7 protein-coding genes are annotated in these 16,972 nt (G+C 68.0%); 5 read left to right on the top strand and 2 right to left on the bottom strand.

The genetic code is table 11. The features are described 5' to 3' along the window. Positions 1-94: 94 nt before the first annotated feature. On the bottom strand, positions 95-3,709 hold the full coding sequence (pglX, locus tag ABD811_RS22060; RefSeq protein ID WP_344950783.1) for a BREX-2 system adenine-specific DNA-methyltransferase PglX: 3,615 nt from the start codon (positions 3,707-3,709) through the stop codon (positions 95-97). After that, complete coding sequence (gene pglW / locus ABD811_RS22065; protein WP_344950786.1) at positions 3,706-8,013, bottom strand: BREX system serine/threonine kinase PglW; 4,308 nt, start codon at positions 8,011-8,013, stop codon at positions 3,706-3,708. Before pglW ends, pglX begins: the two co-directional genes overlap by 4 nt. A gap of 200 nt (positions 8,014-8,213) precedes the next feature. On the opposite strand from pglW, the gene ABD811_RS22070 reads away from it, so the two are divergent. The 5 genes from ABD811_RS22070 (at position 8,214) to ABD811_RS22090 (ending at position 16,882) form a co-directional block, all read left to right on the top strand. Continuing rightward, positions 8,214-10,082, top strand: a complete 1,869-nt coding sequence (locus tag ABD811_RS22070; protein ID WP_344950789.1) for a GmrSD restriction endonuclease domain-containing protein — start codon at positions 8,214-8,216, stop codon at positions 10,080-10,082. Further along, positions 10,079-11,059 carry a CBS domain-containing protein gene (locus ABD811_RS22075; RefSeq protein WP_344950791.1) on the top strand — a complete coding sequence of 327 codons (981 nt, stop codon included), beginning with the start codon at positions 10,079-10,081 and terminating at the stop codon, positions 11,057-11,059. Before ABD811_RS22070 ends, ABD811_RS22075 begins: the two co-directional genes overlap by 4 nt. Then, positions 11,056-14,376: a hypothetical protein gene (locus ABD811_RS22080; RefSeq protein WP_344950794.1), complete on the top strand. Its 3,321-nt coding sequence runs from the start codon at positions 11,056-11,058 to the stop codon at positions 14,374-14,376. Before ABD811_RS22075 ends, ABD811_RS22080 begins: the two co-directional genes overlap by 4 nt. 155 nt (positions 14,377-14,531) lie before the next feature. Continuing rightward, positions 14,532-14,894 (top strand): nucleotide pyrophosphohydrolase, encoded by a 363-nt coding sequence (locus ABD811_RS22085; RefSeq protein ID WP_344950797.1) that lies wholly within the window; start codon positions 14,532-14,534, stop codon positions 14,892-14,894. Between the two features lie 161 nt (positions 14,895-15,055). Continuing rightward, complete coding sequence (locus ABD811_RS22090) at positions 15,056-16,882, top strand: DNA/RNA helicase domain-containing protein (RefSeq protein WP_344950800.1); 1,827 nt, start codon at positions 15,056-15,058, stop codon at positions 16,880-16,882. Positions 16,883-16,972: the final 90 nt, after the last annotated feature.

A 16,972-nucleotide genomic window follows, 5' to 3' on the forward strand; every position in this document is an offset into this window, starting at 1 on the left:
AGTCACTCGCTACACGCAGGCCGCCAACGCCCTAGAGAAATACTACGAACTTTGCATGGGAAACTCAGGCAGGGTTACCCAAAGCCCGACAGCCCTAGGATTCCCTCTTGGGACGACCGCCACGCCTGGCCTTCTTGGCCGGACGCCACTTCTTCAGATCGTCGTCCGATATTCCGTAGTCGATCTGCTTGGCCTCTAGGTACGCAGTGAAGGCGTCGGCCGGGCTCTGCCCGAAGGCCGGGTCGACGTCCCCGTGCCACTGCTTCACCCACGGAAGCACCTCGGCTAGGCCCGCCAGCAACGGCGTAAGCCGCGCCGCGTCCCACCCGTCCTTGGTCGCCCGCTCCTCAATCAGGCGCACCAAAGCCTGAGCCTGCTCGCGGTGATCCCAGCCGGCCCACCCGAGAAGCAAGGACGGGTCAGCATCCGTGCTGCTCTCCGGGTACGAGACGAAACGCTCCTTCGGCACATCGAGCTTGCCCCGGTTACGCCAGTAAGACGGCCGCAGGAAGTCAGCCGACGTGTACTTGGGCGGCACCGGAATATCGAGCCGCTTCCCCGTCCGGTCTTCTTCGCGCTGCTGCTCCCATACGTCTTCCCACTGGGCCCGCTTCCGGAGCCCAGACTCCTTGTATCGCAGCGCAGCCAGGTGCGGTACCTGCTCGTCCTTGGTGATCTCCTCGATCACCTTGTCCAACTCGACATCATCGTCATCGGCATACAGCCGAGCGACAGACACGAAGTCCTCGTCCCGCCGCAGCCTGTCGGCCAACTCGTTGACCGTCATCACACGCGGCTGCTCGACGCCGTTCTCATCGTCCTCGAACCACAGCCGCCGATCCTCACACCGATCCAGCAACCAGTTCCGAAGAGCAGCCTTTTCCTTCTTCTCCCACGGCTCGGTAGCCCACCGCCGCTTGCATTCCGGCCGCTCGATCAGCGCGATATCCCGCCGATTCTCGATGACCTCGATCCGCTTCTCAACGACCCGCTTGTACTCCTCAGGCCAGTGCTCCGGGATCTCCGTGATCGGCGTCGAACCATGCCGGTTGAACCACTCGGTCTGAACCTCACCGCGCTCCATCTTGCGCGCGAGCACGATCTCGAACGCCCGCTCCCCCAGCTTCAACTCAGGCACGGCCTCAGAAGGTGCAGTTAGCCCCTCATCGAGCAACCCATACAGTGAGTAGACTTCCCAGTCCAACTCCTCCTGCTCCGCAATCATCCGCCCCCGGGTCGACAGCCAGCGCTTCTGCAACTGCAGGAGGAAGTCAGCCGTGGGCTTAACAAGCATCAATGCATTGGTTACCTCAACGTCGCTAAGCTGCCTGGCCATAACCTCGAGATCCTGCCCGCGACTTAGGGGAAGTTGCCGGGGAAGCGGAAACTCTTGCAGTTTGGTTGCCGTGAACTCATAAAATCGCTCCCATGACTGAGACTTAAATCCCTCATTAATTCCTTGGGAACCTTTATCGTGACAAACTTGCTTCAGCCAGAAGCAGCCAATGGAACTATTTAGGACACCCAACAAGCCCAAATAATCATCTTCCGTACCGTTCGGCAGCTTGATCACCGGCGCCGTACGATTGAAAACCCTGTCCTGACGATCGAGGACGAATTGGTTATGGGTCTGCACGAAAGAGAAGGCGATGCTAAAGCCACCGAAACGATTCGCAAAGAACATCGAGTATGCAGTCCAGGGCAATCCACGTTCAAGTTGGCTTTTTCCAAAAGCCACCCGTATTTTGAGCTGCGTGCGCCACGGCCAAAGAAATTTGTCAATCGTTTTATGGTTTACTGGCTCAAGGGTTCCACTATTATAAGGCCACAGTGCGACGACATCTTCGTTAAATGACCAATCGCGGAGATACTCGCCATCGAGCAGTGGCCGTCGGAAAACTTCTTCTACACCATGACGCCGTAGCGGCCCTTCACCTACAATGAAGGCTTCGTTTTCCCTCGTTACGGCACTCGCACCGATTTCGGCAATGGAACCCAACTTCTCTGCCGACCGCGACTCAATAGTTTCCTTAAGTTGTGCAGCGCCCCCTCCAGTAAGGCTCCAGGGATGGGCACGGAGGCGCTCCCGAGGAATATCTACGACGCTGACCCACCGACTGTCACTGCCAGGACGTTCGATCTGGTCAACAATCGCGCGCCACACATGCCCCTTAGCTGGATCTTTAGGGGGCGATGGTTCGCCAGCAGTACTCATTACTACTCGTACAGGAACCTCCTCTCTCGCCCATTGCCGGCGTCCAATCAATATCACGGTGGGCGTACCGTGGCCTGGGATATAGGCACCAGAAGAGTCGATGATACGAGTGAGATCAACCTTCGGAAGATACTCTTCAATGAGCTTCTTGCCGAATTCGCGCTTCATGAACGAGTTGGCAGTTATTTGCCCTACAAGACCGCCACGTTTTGTCTGACGGTCACCCAGTCGAGCCAGCTGAAAGAATCGCTCTACAAACGGAACCGAAAGCGCGTACGCTCCTACGCAACTCTTATAACCACTCCGGTAGGTGATACTTTCCAGCTTGTCCTTTACCGTAATATACGGCGGATTTCCTACCACAACGTGATAGCTTCCAGCGCCAAGGAGATCTATCGCACCAGGTTCTGGATCATCTTCTAGGGCAATAAACTCATAAATATCTTCGGTTTGATACGTGTGCGCCTTGAGTTGCCCAATAGCTTCGTCCTCCAATGCCAATTGGACACCTAGAGCACCACGCCCGTGCAGCAGAGAATCACCTGTAGCTACAATAATCGGGAAATCAGGCACATGAGCCAGGAATTTGATGTGCCCTTGCTTCATGGACGCCACCAGCAGGCGGAACTTGGCGATGTTGACGGCAAAGGGATTCTTGTCGACGCCGTGAACGGACAGGATCGTTCGGCGGATGAGGGTCCAGATGTCGGTGGCGGCGGTGCCGGGTTCGGCGTCGCGCCACTTGTTGAGGATGCGGTGGAAGGCGCCCAGGAGGAAGTGGCCGGAGCCGCAGGTGGGGTCGATCAGGCGCAGGCCGTGGAGGCCGAAATCCTCGATGGCGGGTTCGAGCGTGTAGTCGAGGATGAATTCTTCGACGAATTCGGGGGTCTGCAGGAGGGCGTAGGTCTTCTTCGCGTGCTCGGACAGGTCCTGGTACAGGTCGCCGAGGAAGCGGGTGTCCCACTCGGGGTCGGTGAAGTCGTGGACGAGCTCGCCCTGCTCGTCGCGCTGCCTCCAGAAGCCCAGCAGATCCTTGGCCGCGTGGTGCGGGATCTCGATCTGCCACATCGGGTTGTGGGCCCGGTCGAACAGCCCCGCCGCGACCGGGGAACGCGACATCTCCTTGAAGCCCTCAAGGATCCAGTGCCGGTCGGTGTCGTGCGGGTTCCGGCGAATGTGGTCCGCCTGTCGCTCCACGGCCAGGGTGAGCCTGTCCCCCGGGCCGGCCAGGAACGGCTGCTCGATCAGACCGTTGTCCTCGCAGAACCGTAGGAACACCGTCCCCAGCACCCAGGCCACTGCCGCCTGCGTCACCCGCTCGTCCCGCCAGCTCTCATACGTCGCGGCGGTACGGCTCGCCTCACGCGCCTTCTGCCACTCGCCGTGCAGGCGCGCGTGGATCGCCTCGTCCTCCGCGGCGCGCTCGCGCAGATGTCCCTCAAGGGCGGTGACCTGCTTCTTCAGGTCGGCGAGCAGCGCCTTGCGGTCGATCATGAGGCTCTCCTGGTGGGCGGTTCGTCGGCCTGCCCGAACGAGGGGGGCAGAGTGAGGTGTTCGTTGTCGGTGATGACCGGGACGGTCTCCCGGTCGAGCAGCGGCAGCTCGTGAGGGTCTTCCATCGGGCACAGCAGCCACAGCCCGTGCGGCTTCTCGCCCGGGTCGCGGGCCGCGTCCATGAGCCGCGCGAGCATGTCGGCTCCGCCTTTGTAGCGCGCCAGGGGCGTGGCGTCGAGCAGCAACGCGATGCCGTCGGCCTGGCGGGCCTTCGTCTCGACGCGGCGCAGCGCCTGGTCGATCAGGAGGTGGAAGACCGGCGGGGCGGTGTCGGGGTCGGCCTCCAGCATCGTCTCCCAGGTGGGCCTGCCCCGGTCGGTGACGATCTCGCGGAGGGCGGTGACGAACTCCGTCGTCACGTCGATCGGGGTCACGCCCGGCAGGCCGGCGACCGCCGCGCCCAAGGGGACGGCGTACTTGATCCTCGTCTTGAGGGCGAGAAAACCGCCCTCGGCGATGCCGGTCTCCAGGCGGCGGGTGACCCGGTCGGCCGTCCGCCGTCCGGGGGTGGCGGCCAAGCCCGAGGTCCGGCTGATGCTGAAGGTCCGGGAGCTTTCGGCGAACCGGCGGTCGATGAGGTTCCTGCCGTCCGCGGCCCACTCGACCTGGTAGTTCGCCTCGTTGAGGATCTTGCGCCAGGCGTCCGGCTCGGTGGGCAGCGTGGTCAGCCGGGGGAAGCGGGCCAGCACGCGGCGGCGCAGCCCCTCCGCCGTGATCCCGGTGCCGCCGAGATGGCCGGTGATCTGGGCGAGTTCGACCGCGCGGGCGGGCGCGAGGTCCACCGGGTACAGCTCCAGGCGGGCCGTGACGGCGGCCTTGGTGGACGCGGCGGCGGCCAGGGCGACCAGCCGGGTGTCCGGCAGCAGCGCCATCCCGGGCGGGGTGACGACCTCGCGCAGCACCCCCTTGACCGTCACCGCGCTGGGCAGGGGGTCGCGAGTCGCCAGCTCGTCGGCGCGCTCGCCGAGCTGCTCGGCGTAGTCGAACAGGTCGATGTGGCTGGGGACGTCGGCGTCGTCGGATGCGCGCAGGGCGACGAGCACCCGGCGTCCGCCCGGGCCGGTGCGGCGCTTGGCCAGCCGAGGCTCGTCCAGCCGCTCCTCGGTCTCCAGCGCGACGCGGACGGCGGCACCGGCGACGGCGGCGCGGGCATCCGGATCGGTCAGGCTGCTCCCCCGCCGGGCCAGCAGCTCGGCGGCGAGCTGCTCGGCCTCCAGGATGCGGCCCTGCTCGGTAAGAATGTCCACGACGTCGTCGCGCAGCGGTTTGATCGCGCTGTCGGACGTCCAGCGCCTGCGCGCGTCCTTGAGCGCCTCGGCGACCTCGGCCGGGCCGACCTGCAGGTGGTCGGCGATGTCGCGCTGGGGCGCCCACGGGTCCAGCGGCGCCTTCTTGTTGTCCCGGCCGGGCAGGGCGAGGGCCAGCGACACGATGTCGGCGGCGACGCCGGTCTCCTTGGGCACCAAGCGCCCGGCGATCTCGTCGAGGCTGAGCCGCTTCAGCCGCTCCTTGGCGTCGGCGGACCCGGCGACCGGCACGTCGCGTGCGGCCTCGCGGGCCTCGTCGGCGGCCTTGGCCGCGGACTCCTCGGTCTTGAAGCGTTCCCGCCAGTCGCGGGCCAGCCGGGCCAGCTCGTTACGCGGCCCGGACCCGACGCCGACGGTGCGCAGCCGGTGGATGCGGGTGGCGGGCAGCACCATCAGCTCCCCGACCGTGGCCACGCCGAGCTCGTCCACGGCTGCCGACAGCGCCCGCTGCGACAGCCCCGCCTCGGCCAGCATCGTCTCCGGCGTCGCGGCCTTCGCGGCGTTCTCGCGGGCCATGACGACGTCGTCGGAGTCGTCCTCGGTGCTGCTGGGGCTGGTGGGCGGCGGCGCCTGGTCGAGCTCGCGGAACATGTCGCGCCAGGCGTCCCGCATCTGCTTGAGCGACCCGAACCGCCGGGCGACGTCGCGGTGCAGGGCCCGGTCGAAGAACGCCACCAGGCCGTCGCGCAGGCCGGCGTCGAACCTGTCCTCGGCGAGCTGGGGCGTGTCCTCGGCGCGGTCGATGAACTCCGGCTCGTACATTCCGTCGCCCCACGACGGCAGCTCGGCGCTGGCCATCTCGTGGAGGGTGACGGCGATGGCGTACCGCTCGGCGTGGTCGTCGTAGCGGGACCGCTGCCCGGTGCCCAGGAACGGGTCGAGGTAGTCGGGCGTGCCCGCCTTCAGCACGGTGTCGGGGACCTGCGCGTGGGAGAAGTCGAACAACACCAGCCGCCGAGAGTTGTTGGCCAGGCGGCGGATCGCCAGGTTGTCCGGCTTGATGTCGCGGTGCCGGACCCCCTCCTCCTCCAGGTAGCGGGCGGCGGCGAACAGCTGGTCGCCGAACAGCTCCAGCTCGTCGATGGACATCCGGCCGTCGCGCCGGATGTACTCGGCAAGGGTGACCTGGCCGGCCTCCTCCAGCACCAGGACGGTCCGGTCGCCGACCTCGCACGGCGGGTCGATGAGCTGGACGATGTGCGAGTCGTGCAGGCGACCCAGCAGGTCGGCCTCGACCTGCAGGCGCGTCGCGGCGGCCTCGGTGAGCGCGACCTTGAGTACCCCGCGTTGGCGGCCCTGGTCGGTCTGGCGTTCGACGAGGAACGCGCGGGACGTGGAGCCCTTGCCGAGGTTGCGCTGCACCGTCCAGCCCGCGACGACCGTGCCGCGCACCGCCTCCAGGGGATCGGCGTCGGCCTGCGGTGCGGGCGCGGTCAGGGCCGCCTCGATCTCGTCCAGGCCCTCCAGGAACTCCCGCACGGAGGGCGTGCGGTCGTACACCTCGCGCCGCGTCGCCCGGCGAACCAGCTCGTCCATCCGCGGGGTGACGGTCGGTTCGACCGCCGACGGGCTCAGCGCCTGCTCCTCGGCCAGCCGCCGGCCAAGCTCGCTGCGGCTGTCGGCGGGCGGCCGCCCCGTCACGACCAGGTAGGCGAGGGCGCCGAGGCCGAACACGTCCAGCGGCACGCTCTCGGCGTCGGGCCGGTTGAACTCCGGCGCCAGATACGCCTCGGCGGAACGTTCGATGTGCCCGACCAGCGACGGGACGCCCGCGGCCAGGGTCGACGTGCGGCCCTGCGGCTGCGCGTCGCCGGACGAGCCGCCCCCGGGCCGGGCTGCGGCCTGCCAGTCGATGATCTTCAGCTTGGGGTCGTAGCCGGCGCCGTGGAACGCCACGTACACGCTGCGCGCCGCCAGGGCCCGGTGGTATAGGTGCCGCCGGTGCGCGTGCGCCAGTGCCTCGGCGAGCTGGCGGATCATGTCGAGGCGGGTCTCGACGTCCAGGCCGTCGCCGTACTGGGCCATGTAGTGGTCGAGCCGCAGCCACTCGGGCTGGTGAGGGAACACGATCGCCGGGCCGGCCTCGTGGTCGTCGCTGAACTGCTCGGCCTTGATGATCCCGGGGTGGTCGATGCCCTGCAGCACCAGGTACTCGCGGCGCGCGGCCCGCCGGGTGGACTCGCGGGCCTCCCGGCCCGCGCCCAGCTCGGACAGGTAGATCCGGACGCGGCGGTGGTCACCCTCGAGGGCGGCGTTCTCGGCGAGGTAGTCCTCCCAGGTCGGCCCGGCGTCCAGCGCCTTGGCCTGGAGCTTCCAGGTGCCGACCGTGCGGTGCCGGCGGCCGAGCTGAACGCCGATCTGGTCCATCAGCCTGGGCAGCTGCCGGGAGAAGTTCTGCTCGCCGGGTGTGGGCAGGCGTCGAGGGGAGGCGTCGAGCAGGTCCTCCCAGATCCGCGGCAGGCCGCTGGACTGCTCGCGTGCGTAGACGCCGAGGCGCTGCACCTCGTCCAGCTCCGACCGCAGGCCGGGCGCCGACAGGAACACCACGGCCTGGATGTAGGGGATGCGCAGGCCGCGGATGCCGAGCTTGCGCACGGCCCACTCCAGGCGTCCCTTGAGCTCCTTGGCCTTGCGGTCGGCCAGGTGCAGCGGGTTGTCGATGGTGCGGACCCGGCCCTGGTCCTCGAACATCCAGCTGCCGCCGCTGTTGACCAGCCGCCCCGGATGGCTCTTGATCTCCACCAGGAACAGCCCGGCCGGGGTGACGATGAAGAGGTCAACCTCGCGGACATGGCCGGTTTGGGCCGTGAAGGTGAACGCCGACCAGGCCCGGAACGGCTCCTCGTCGCGCATCCGGCGCCGGACGAACTCCAGCGCGTCCCGCTCCCAGGGGAAGTCGGACCTCGCCCCCCACCAGCGGTTTCCACCCGTCGTCATCGACCCGTTCGTCTCCCCGTCACCTCGCGCCTGGCCAGGATAGGAGACGCCACCGACAGTCCGCACCCGCATCGCGCCACGCCGGCCCCCATGACTGCAGACGACACGTAACGCTCGGTTGCCCAGTCAGGAAGACTCTTACAGGACTATTCTGCGTCCCAAACCTGATCATCGCTCGCCCCGGCCTCCGAGGAGCCCGTGTGCATTTCGAAACCCCACCCCTCATGCTGCGCGATCTGCTCGACCAAGTACACGACGGGCGGATCCAGCTCCCCGACTTCCAGCGCCCCTGGAAGTGGGACGACGAGCGGATCATGTCACTGCTCGCCACGGTGACGCAGGGGTACCCGATCGGGGTCATGATGGCACTGGAACACGGCGGCGAGAAGACAAGGTTCAAGCCCCGGCCACTCGATGGCGCCAAGGTCAAGCCTGATACCAAGCCGGGGATGCTGCTCATGGACGGGCAGCAGCGGCTCACGTCCCTGTACCAGGCGCTCAAGTCCGGCGCCCCAGTCAGCACTATGGACGCCCGCAAGAAGAAGCTGCGCCGCTGGTACTACATCGACATCGCCAAGGCGGCCGACGAGAACGCGGACCGCGAAGACGCGATCCTGTCGGTCCCAGAGGACCGGATTCTCCGACAGACCTTCGGCCGCGGTGTCTCCTACGACCTGACCTCGATGGAGAAGGAAGCCGAGGCGGGCCTGTACCCACTGAGCCTGATCTTCGACGGGGACGCCACCCAGGACTGGATGTTCGAGTACTGCAAGGACACGGCACGCAAGGACACCTGGAGGGAGTTCCGCAAGGGTGTCCTGGATAACGTGACCGCCTTCCAAGTGCCCGTCATCAAGCTGACCAAGGACACCCCCAAGGAGGCGGTGTGCACGGTCTTTGAAAAGGTCAACACCGGTGGCGTGACCTTGACGATCTTCGAACTGGTGACCGCGTCGTACGCCGGTGATCCTGACTACTACGAGGAGCACAGCACAGACTTCCAGTTGCACGAGGACTGGGAGCGGATCGCCGACGAGCTGTCCAAGCACGGCATGCTCGTCGAGTGGGACGCGAAACGTTCGGCCTACAACGGCCTGCAGAACACCGATCTGCTGCAGGCGGTGACCCTGGTGTCGACTCACTTCCGTCGGCGGGGGCGCACAGGCGCTGATCCCTTCACTCAGCCCGCCGCCGCCTGTAAGCGCAAGGACATTCTCGAACTCCCGCTCACCGAGTACCTGGACTGGTCTCCGCGCGTGGTGGAGGCGTGGCACTGGACCGCCGAGTTCTTGCGGCGCCAGTGCGTCTACCGGGTGGCCGACGTCCCGTACACCACGCAACTCGTCGCCCTGGCGGCGATCCGCACCGTCCTCGGTGAAGAGGCCGACACCGACGAGGCGTACGAGAAGATCGCCCGCTGGTTCTGGTGCGGGGTGTTCGGCGAGCAGTATGGCGGTTCCCCCGAAACCCGGCTGCCCCGGGATCTGGAGCAGGTGGCGGCCTGGGTACGGGGTGGGCAGGAACCGGCGTCGGTCGGCGAGGCCATCTTCCAGGAGGCTCGCCTGGGCACGATGCGCAGCCGCAACAGCGCCGCCTACACAGGGCTTTACGCGCTGCTCATGCGCCAGGGCTGCAAAGACTGGACGTTCAACCGCGGCCCGATCGACGAGTCCGTCTATGTGAACCAGAAGGTCGACATCTGCCGCGTCTTCCCGAGGGCATGGTGCGTCAAGCAGGGGATCCCTGCGGAGCGCTACGACAGCATCATCAACAAGACGCCGCTCACCCATCGCACCGGGCAACTCATGGGCACGGCAGGCCCGGCGTCGTACCTGAAGAAGCTCGAAACCGACACCGGCCTGCCCGGCAACTGGCTCGACGACATCATCGCCACCCACGTCATCGACCCGGCGCTGCTGCGCCAGGAGGACTTCGAACGGTTCTACGCCGACCGGGCCGTCCGGCTGCGGGAACTCATCGAGGAGGCCATGGGCAAGCGCGCCATCCCGGCGGTCGAGGCTCCCGAGTCGGCCGAGGACTACGAGCCCGACGTTGAGAAGGCATCATGAGCCTTCCCCCGGAGTTGCAGAACGCGGCCTCGCGGCCGGTCGCCCTGACTGTGCGAAAGCTTCTGGGGTTGTTCGGCGAACGCAGCCGCGACTTCGAGGTGGTCGGGCGAATCGAGAGCATCCTGACAGGGGCGGGCCTGGCCTGCGAACCTCCGCTGCGTCAGGGACAACTCGACTCGCCGGTGACCGTCGGGCCCACCGGCGGCGTGCCGGAGCCGGAGGCCGCCGAGGAAGAGACTGGCGGCGAGGACATGCCCACGCCCGCCGCGATTCGCGTCGCGGACGTGCCGTCGGCGCGGCTGGGCGACCAGCTGGTCAGCCTGAAACCAGGCCACGACCTGGACTACGCGCGCTGGTTGATGTCGCACAACCGTTTCTCGCAGCTGCCGGTACTGTCGGGTGCGACTGTGCTGAAGGGTGTGGTGAGCTGGAAGAGCATCGCGCTGGCGCACGCGCGGGGCAAATGCACAACGCTGGCCGACGCCACCGAAACGGCCGAGGTGGTCCGGGTAGGCGACGACCTGCTGACAGTGCTGCCCGCCTTGCAGGATTACGGGTGCGTGTTCGTCCGGGACGAGGACGAGAAGATCTGCGGCCTCGTGACCGCCGCCGACATGAGCCTGGCGTTCGGCGCGCTCACCGGACCGTACCTGCGGCTCGGCGAGATCGAGCGACGCCTGCGCCGCTGCGTCGAGCGGATGTGCCCGACCGTCGAGCAGTTGCGCACAGCCTCCGGCAACAACAAGGCGGACGGTCCTGAACACCTGATGCTCGGCCAGATCCAGCAGGTTTTCAAGAAACCGGACCGCTGGGCGAAACTCGGGTGGAGCATCCACCACGATTATTTCTACGAGGAACTCGACGCCGTCCGGAAGATCCGCAATGAGGTCGCGCATTTCCGGCCCAGCCCGCTGACCCGGGAACAGCTCGAAAGGCTGGAGAAGTTCGCGGGAATGCTGCGAGATTTCCAGCCATGAGGCAGGTCACGCCCCGCGAGCTGCTCGACATACGCGAACGCGCCTGGGGGCCGCGGCTGCGGGGCGTGTCGCTGGTCGCCGAGGCGGAGGTCAAGCCCGGGCAGGCGGAGCAGGTGGCCCGGGTGCTCGGCGCGATCTACCAGAAGCGGATCGACGCCGGACGGCCGCCCGAAGCGCTGTTCCAGCGATGGCCCGCGTGCGTGGCGGTGGCGACGACATGGGTGGCCGCCGAGCGGTACCGGAAGGGGACGTTCTGGCCCTATCTGTGGGAGGCCATCGGCTACCACGGCAACGACGACGCCCAGCGGGTATGGGGGCGCGGCTTCCTGTACGCGCTCGCCGACCTGGGCCTGCCGGTGTTCGAGAAGTTGCCGTTGCCGTTCGTCGGCCCCATCCTCATGCACTCCGGCATCCCCACCTACTGCCTCGGCGACTTCTTCCAGCTGCTGGCGCAGCGGCGGCGCACCACACCCGGCCTCACCGGCGAGGCGTTCATGGCCTGGGCGACCGCGCCAGGGCGTGAGCTGAGGCTGGACGAGATCGACGTTCCCGCCCGGCACTTCCTGCGTTACGGCGGCGACTTCGCGCTGGACGTCGTCGAACGCTCCCTCGACCTGCTCGACCGGCTCCAGGCTCGCGAACTCGACGGTCTGGGCGGGGTGGGGCTGCCCGAACGGTTCGTCCGGCACGCCCGCGAGCTGGCCGAGCGGGGAGAACTGCGGCTCGACGCGCCGCTCGGGACGGCTCGCGGCGAGACGGTGCGGGAACGTCCGCAGGTCGTCCTCGATCCGTTCGGACGCGGCGTGGAGATCCGGCTGCCCGCCATCGGCGACACACCGGACGGGGTGGCGACCTGGCAGATCACCGCCGACGGAGTGCGGACCACGGTGCGCAGCCGACCGTTGTGGGTCGGTGCCGCCGAGGATGCCCCGGCCACCTCCTTCGCGCTGCCGGGTCCGGTGCGCACCGTCCTGGTGGCGCTCGGCGGGTCGGCGCTGGAATCCGAGCTGCAGGTCGTCGACCCCGACGATCCTCTGCTGGTGTTCACGGAGGACGGCCGTATGGTGCCCGCCGGGGTGCCGCTGCCGTCGGAGCCGGTGTGGGTGCTGCATCCCGAAGACGCCGAGTTGCGCGTGGACGGGCCACTGGACGAACGGGCCGAGGGGGCGCTGCCGCTCGGCTGGGCGGGCTGGCGGCTGCGGATGCTGGCCCTGGACCAGGTCACCTCAATCGGCCTCGGCCGGACGCGGACCGTCCGGGGTTTCGCCCGGCCGCGGGTGGTCGTCGGGGAGCCGGTCCCTGGGGTCACGACACCTTACGGCTCCCCGGTGTTCGCCGCGCCGCCGGACGTGTGGCTGCCCGGCACCGACGGTACCGAGACCACCTGGCTTGTGGAGATTCGGCGCAGCGGGAGCGGGGAGACGGTCCTGTCCCGGAGGCTCACCACGTCCGAGCCCACGACCGTGAACGATCTGTGGGACGGGCTGGCTCGTCCCCTGGTGGGCGGCTTCGACGTAATGGTCCGCGGTCCTCTCGGTCGCGGGACGCGGCGGTCGGTGGTCGTCGCCGAAGGGCTCCGCGTCGCCTTCCGTCCCGCGGCGCGGCTCTTCGCCACCAGGGGGCTCGCCGAAGCCGAGGCGCGCTGCACGGCCGCGCCGGGCTGCCGGGTCGTGCCCGAGCTGGTGCCCTTCGGCTCGGACGAGTTGGCGCACGTCGTCACCTACGAGGCGCCCGGGGCGAGCGATCCGTTGATCGTCACTCCCCCGCATCTGGAGGTGCTGCACGAGCGGACCAGCGAGGGGTCGGCCTGGAGCGCCCGGCCATTGCGGCTGGCCACCGAGGACTTCGACGACCCGGGTGCGCTGCTCGTCCGGCTTCCCGGTGCCGCCGAGCTGCCGCCGTTGCACGTCGTGACGAGCCGGGGCACGGTGCACTCGCTGCCGCCCGGCGGCCGGACACGCGGCGGCATGGCGCGGTACGAGCTGGCCCGGATCCGCGACACCATCGGCGAGTTCCGCAGCGCCGACCTGGTTCTGGACGAGACGCCGCTGGCGTTCGTGCGACCGCGCCGCCTGGCCCGCGCCGTGTACGACCGCGGCGATCATCTTCTGCTGGAGGACGCGGCCGACGTCGAGGGGCTGACGGCCGGGGTGTACCTCGTAACGGCACCTTGGCGGCCGCCGTGGGTGCTGCCGGTGGAGCACGGCCGCGTCGAGCTGCCCGTTGAGCTGCGCGGCAGCGGGCCGGTGCGCGTGCTGCTGCAGATCGAGGACCCGTGGACCTTCACCGAGTGGCCGCGGTGGCCGCATCCCAAAGGCTTGGACTGCGATCGTCCCGGATGGTTCGCCGCCGGTGACGAGGAGGAGACCGCGCTGGCCGGCTTCCTGGTCGGAGAGGCGGCCTTCCCGCGTCGCGTGGAACGGCTGGAACGACTGTGGACGGTCCTGGAGTGGGCCCCGCAACTCGAACGCGCCGGAGCGGCGCCTTACGTCAGCGGCCCGTGCGCGGGACGTCTTGGCGCCGAGCCCCAAGAAGCCGTACGAGCGTTGCTCGCCGCCGGCTTGCCTCCCGCGAAGATCCTTCCGTTGTTGATCGCGCTGGGTATCGCGGCGGCGCCGATGCGGGGGACGCTGGGGGACGACGTCCGGCAGCTGTGGTCGGTGGCACCGGCGGCGGCCGTGTTGTTCGCCCATCCCGGCGACACGGAGTGGTGGGAGGCGGCGACCACCGAGTGCGGCCCCGCGCTGACCACGATCCTGGCCGAGGGCCGCGACCCGCACGCCTCCGTCGGACGGTTCGGCCCGGAGGCCGCGCGGCTCGCCCATATGACATCCGAACAGCTGGAGAGTGTGTGGCGCTCCGCCGACATCGTGCCGCGCGCACTTCTGGACGCGGACACCCGTCTGACTGCCGCACGCAGGTTGTTCGATGCCCGCACAACGCCCGTTGCAAGGTCCCTCTCCCGGTACGCGCATGACGTGCTGGCGCGCACCCGCAGGGCCGTGGAGGCATCCGGCCGTCCCGAGTTGCTCGCGCAACTGCGAGCACGGACGTCCGGCGAGGCGGGCGCCGGCTGGCAGTCCCTTCCGGCCGTCTCGGTCGCCCTCGCCCTGACGGCCCGTCTGGCCGCCCGCGGCGAGCCCGACGCCACCACCTGCGAGACCGCCCTGCGCGGCGACTGGCACACCTTGGCCACGCTCTCCCCCGACCTGGTCGCTTCGGACCTCGTCGTCGCCGAACTGCTGCTGTTGTCGACCGAACACGACTGGCGCCCCTACGCCACTCAACTCGAGGAGCCCCCTAGCGGCCTGCCCTGAGCGCATCGCCGACCTGGTACTCCATGCCCTCAGCGGTGACCGCGGAGCCCCGGCGGGGAGCGACTGCCGGTTGGCCCGGCGGCCGCGAGGATGAATCGAAGTGGCACTGTCCTGCGGAGGGCGTTCCGGCACCGCCTGCCCACTAGCCTGGGGATGTGAGAGAGATCGCCGACCTGGCTGGACGGTTGCGTGGGTTCGCGGCCGAGCGTGAGTGGGAGCAGTTCCACACGCCGAAGAACCTGGCGATGGCGCTGTCGGGGGAGGTCGGTGAACTGGTCGCCGAGTTCCAGTGGCTGACGCCGGAGGAGTCCCGGGCGATCATGGGCGACGCCGAGGCGGCGGCTCGGGTGCGGGCCGAGTTGGGCGACGTGTTCATCTATCTGACGCGGCTGGCCGACGTGCTCGGCGTCGACCTGGTGGCGGCGGCGCACGCCAAGCTGGACGAGAGCGAGCGCCGCTATGACCCGGCAACCTATCGGGGATCGGCCCGTAAGGCTCCGCCGCTCGACGGGTCTTGAGTGTCGGTGATCGCCGCTAGCCTTCTGCCCTAAGAAGTTGCGGCCCGACGGGCTTCCGCCGACCGGCTCCGCCGGTCCCGGACATGCCCCCATACCGCACGAGGTCTTCGTGCTGCCTGGGGGTAAGTCCGTTGACGGCTTTCCGTCGTACCGCCAAAGCGTTGCTGTCTCCGGTCGAGGGCAAGCTGAGCGAGATTCTCGACGAGCACCTGCGGATGAGCGCTGCCATCTCCGCCTCCGCTTCGGAAAGGCGCTCCTGGGACCGCAGTCTCCCCGTCCTCGCCCACGACCTGGTGGAAGCCGGTCTGGACGAGGTCGAGATGCTCATCGAGTACCAGCTTCCCCTGACCAGCAAGCGGGCCGACGTGGTGCTCGCCGGGGTCGACCGGCGGACCGGCGACGACGCGTACGTCATCGTCGAGCTCAAGCAGTGGAGCCACGCGCGGGTGTGGGGCAACGACGAGAGCAAGGTGCTGGTGGAGTACAAGCCGGGCGACCCCCAATTGCATCCTTCACTGCAGGCGAGGGGCTACTCCGACTACCTTCTCGACTTCCTGCCTGCCTTGGCCGACCGGTCCGACGCCGTTCATGCGGTCGCCTACCTTCACAACGCGGCGCGCGACGACGTCCTCGACCTGTACGACATGGTGCACGACAACCGCACGCGGCTGTTCACGCAGACGACGCGCGGCGCGTTCGTCGACTACCTGCGCGATCGTTTCGCGCCGAAGCCGGGTGCGGCAGCGGCCGACCGGCTGCTGTCCAAGCGGGTGGCTCCGTCCAAGCAGCTGCTCGAACACGCCGCCGCGGAGATCAAGCATCAGAAGGCGTACGTCCTGCTCGCCGAGCAGCGCCTGGCGTACGAGATGGTGCTGCACAAGGTCGACAAGGCCCGCAAGGGTGACTCCAAGACCGTCGTGGTCATCACCGGCGGCCCGGGCAGCGGCAAGAGCGTCATCGCGGTAGCGCTTCTGGGGGAACTCGCGCATCGTGGTCACGAGGTCCTGCATGCCACGGGATCGCGCTCGTTCACGCAGACGATGCGTCGCCATGTCGCCAAGGGCTCGTCGCGCATGCAGGGAATGTTCAAGTACTTCAACAACTTCATCACGGCGGAGAAGAACGCTCTGGACGTCCTCATCTGCGATGAGGCCCATCGGATCCGGGAGGTCTCCGCCACCCGGTTCACGCCGGCCAGCCAACGTACCGGCCGTCCGCAGGTGGACGAGCTGATCGACGCCGCCCGGGTGCCGGTGTTCCTGCTCGACGAGCACCAGAATGTGCGCCCGGGCGAGATGGGCACCCTCCGGCAGATCCGTGAGCACGCCGAGCGCAAGGGGCTCGCCGTTCAGCACATCTCCCTCGACGAGCAGTTCCGCTGCGGCGGCAGCCGCAAGTACGAGGAGTGGGTGCTGAAGCTGCTCGGCCTCGACGGCGGCACGCCGGAACGCTGGGACGGAGACGACAACTTCACCGTTACCATGGCCGACTCACCGCATGAGATGGAGGCCATGCTGCGCGGCCACCTGGAGAGCGGCCGGTCGGCTCGGATGACCGCCGGCTTCTGCTGGCCCTGGAGCGACCCTCGCAACGGAAGGCTCGTGCCGGACGTGGTCATCGGCGACTGGGCCCGGCCGTGGAACGTCAGAGGCGACCGCGCGGTCGGCTCGGCTCCGCCGAGCGCGCTGTGGGCGACGCAGGACGGCGGATTCGAGCAGGTGGGTTGCGTGTACACCGCCCAGGGATTCGAGTACGACTGGAACGGCGTCATCTTCGGCCCGGATCTGCTCTACCGCGACGGCCGGCTGGTCACCGTGCGAGCGGCGAGCCGGGACCCCGCCCTGAAGAAGCGTGACGTGACCGACGAGCAGGCCGACAAGCTGATCCGCAACACCTACAAGGTGCTGCTCACCAGAGGAATGGTCGGCACCGTCCTCTACTCGGTCGACAAGGAGACCCAGGACTTCCTTGCCCGCCTCATGGGGTGAGTCGGTTGAACCCATAACTCGGCCCGCTGGAAGGTCCTCTGTCCAGCGCCCAGATCAACGACTAAGGCGTCTAACTCAGCGGCCATAGTC

It is taken from the genome of Actinomadura miaoliensis (assembly GCF_039536785.1).
Taxonomy (GTDB): Bacteria; Actinomycetota; Actinomycetes; order Streptosporangiales; family Streptosporangiaceae; genus Spirillospora; species Spirillospora miaoliensis.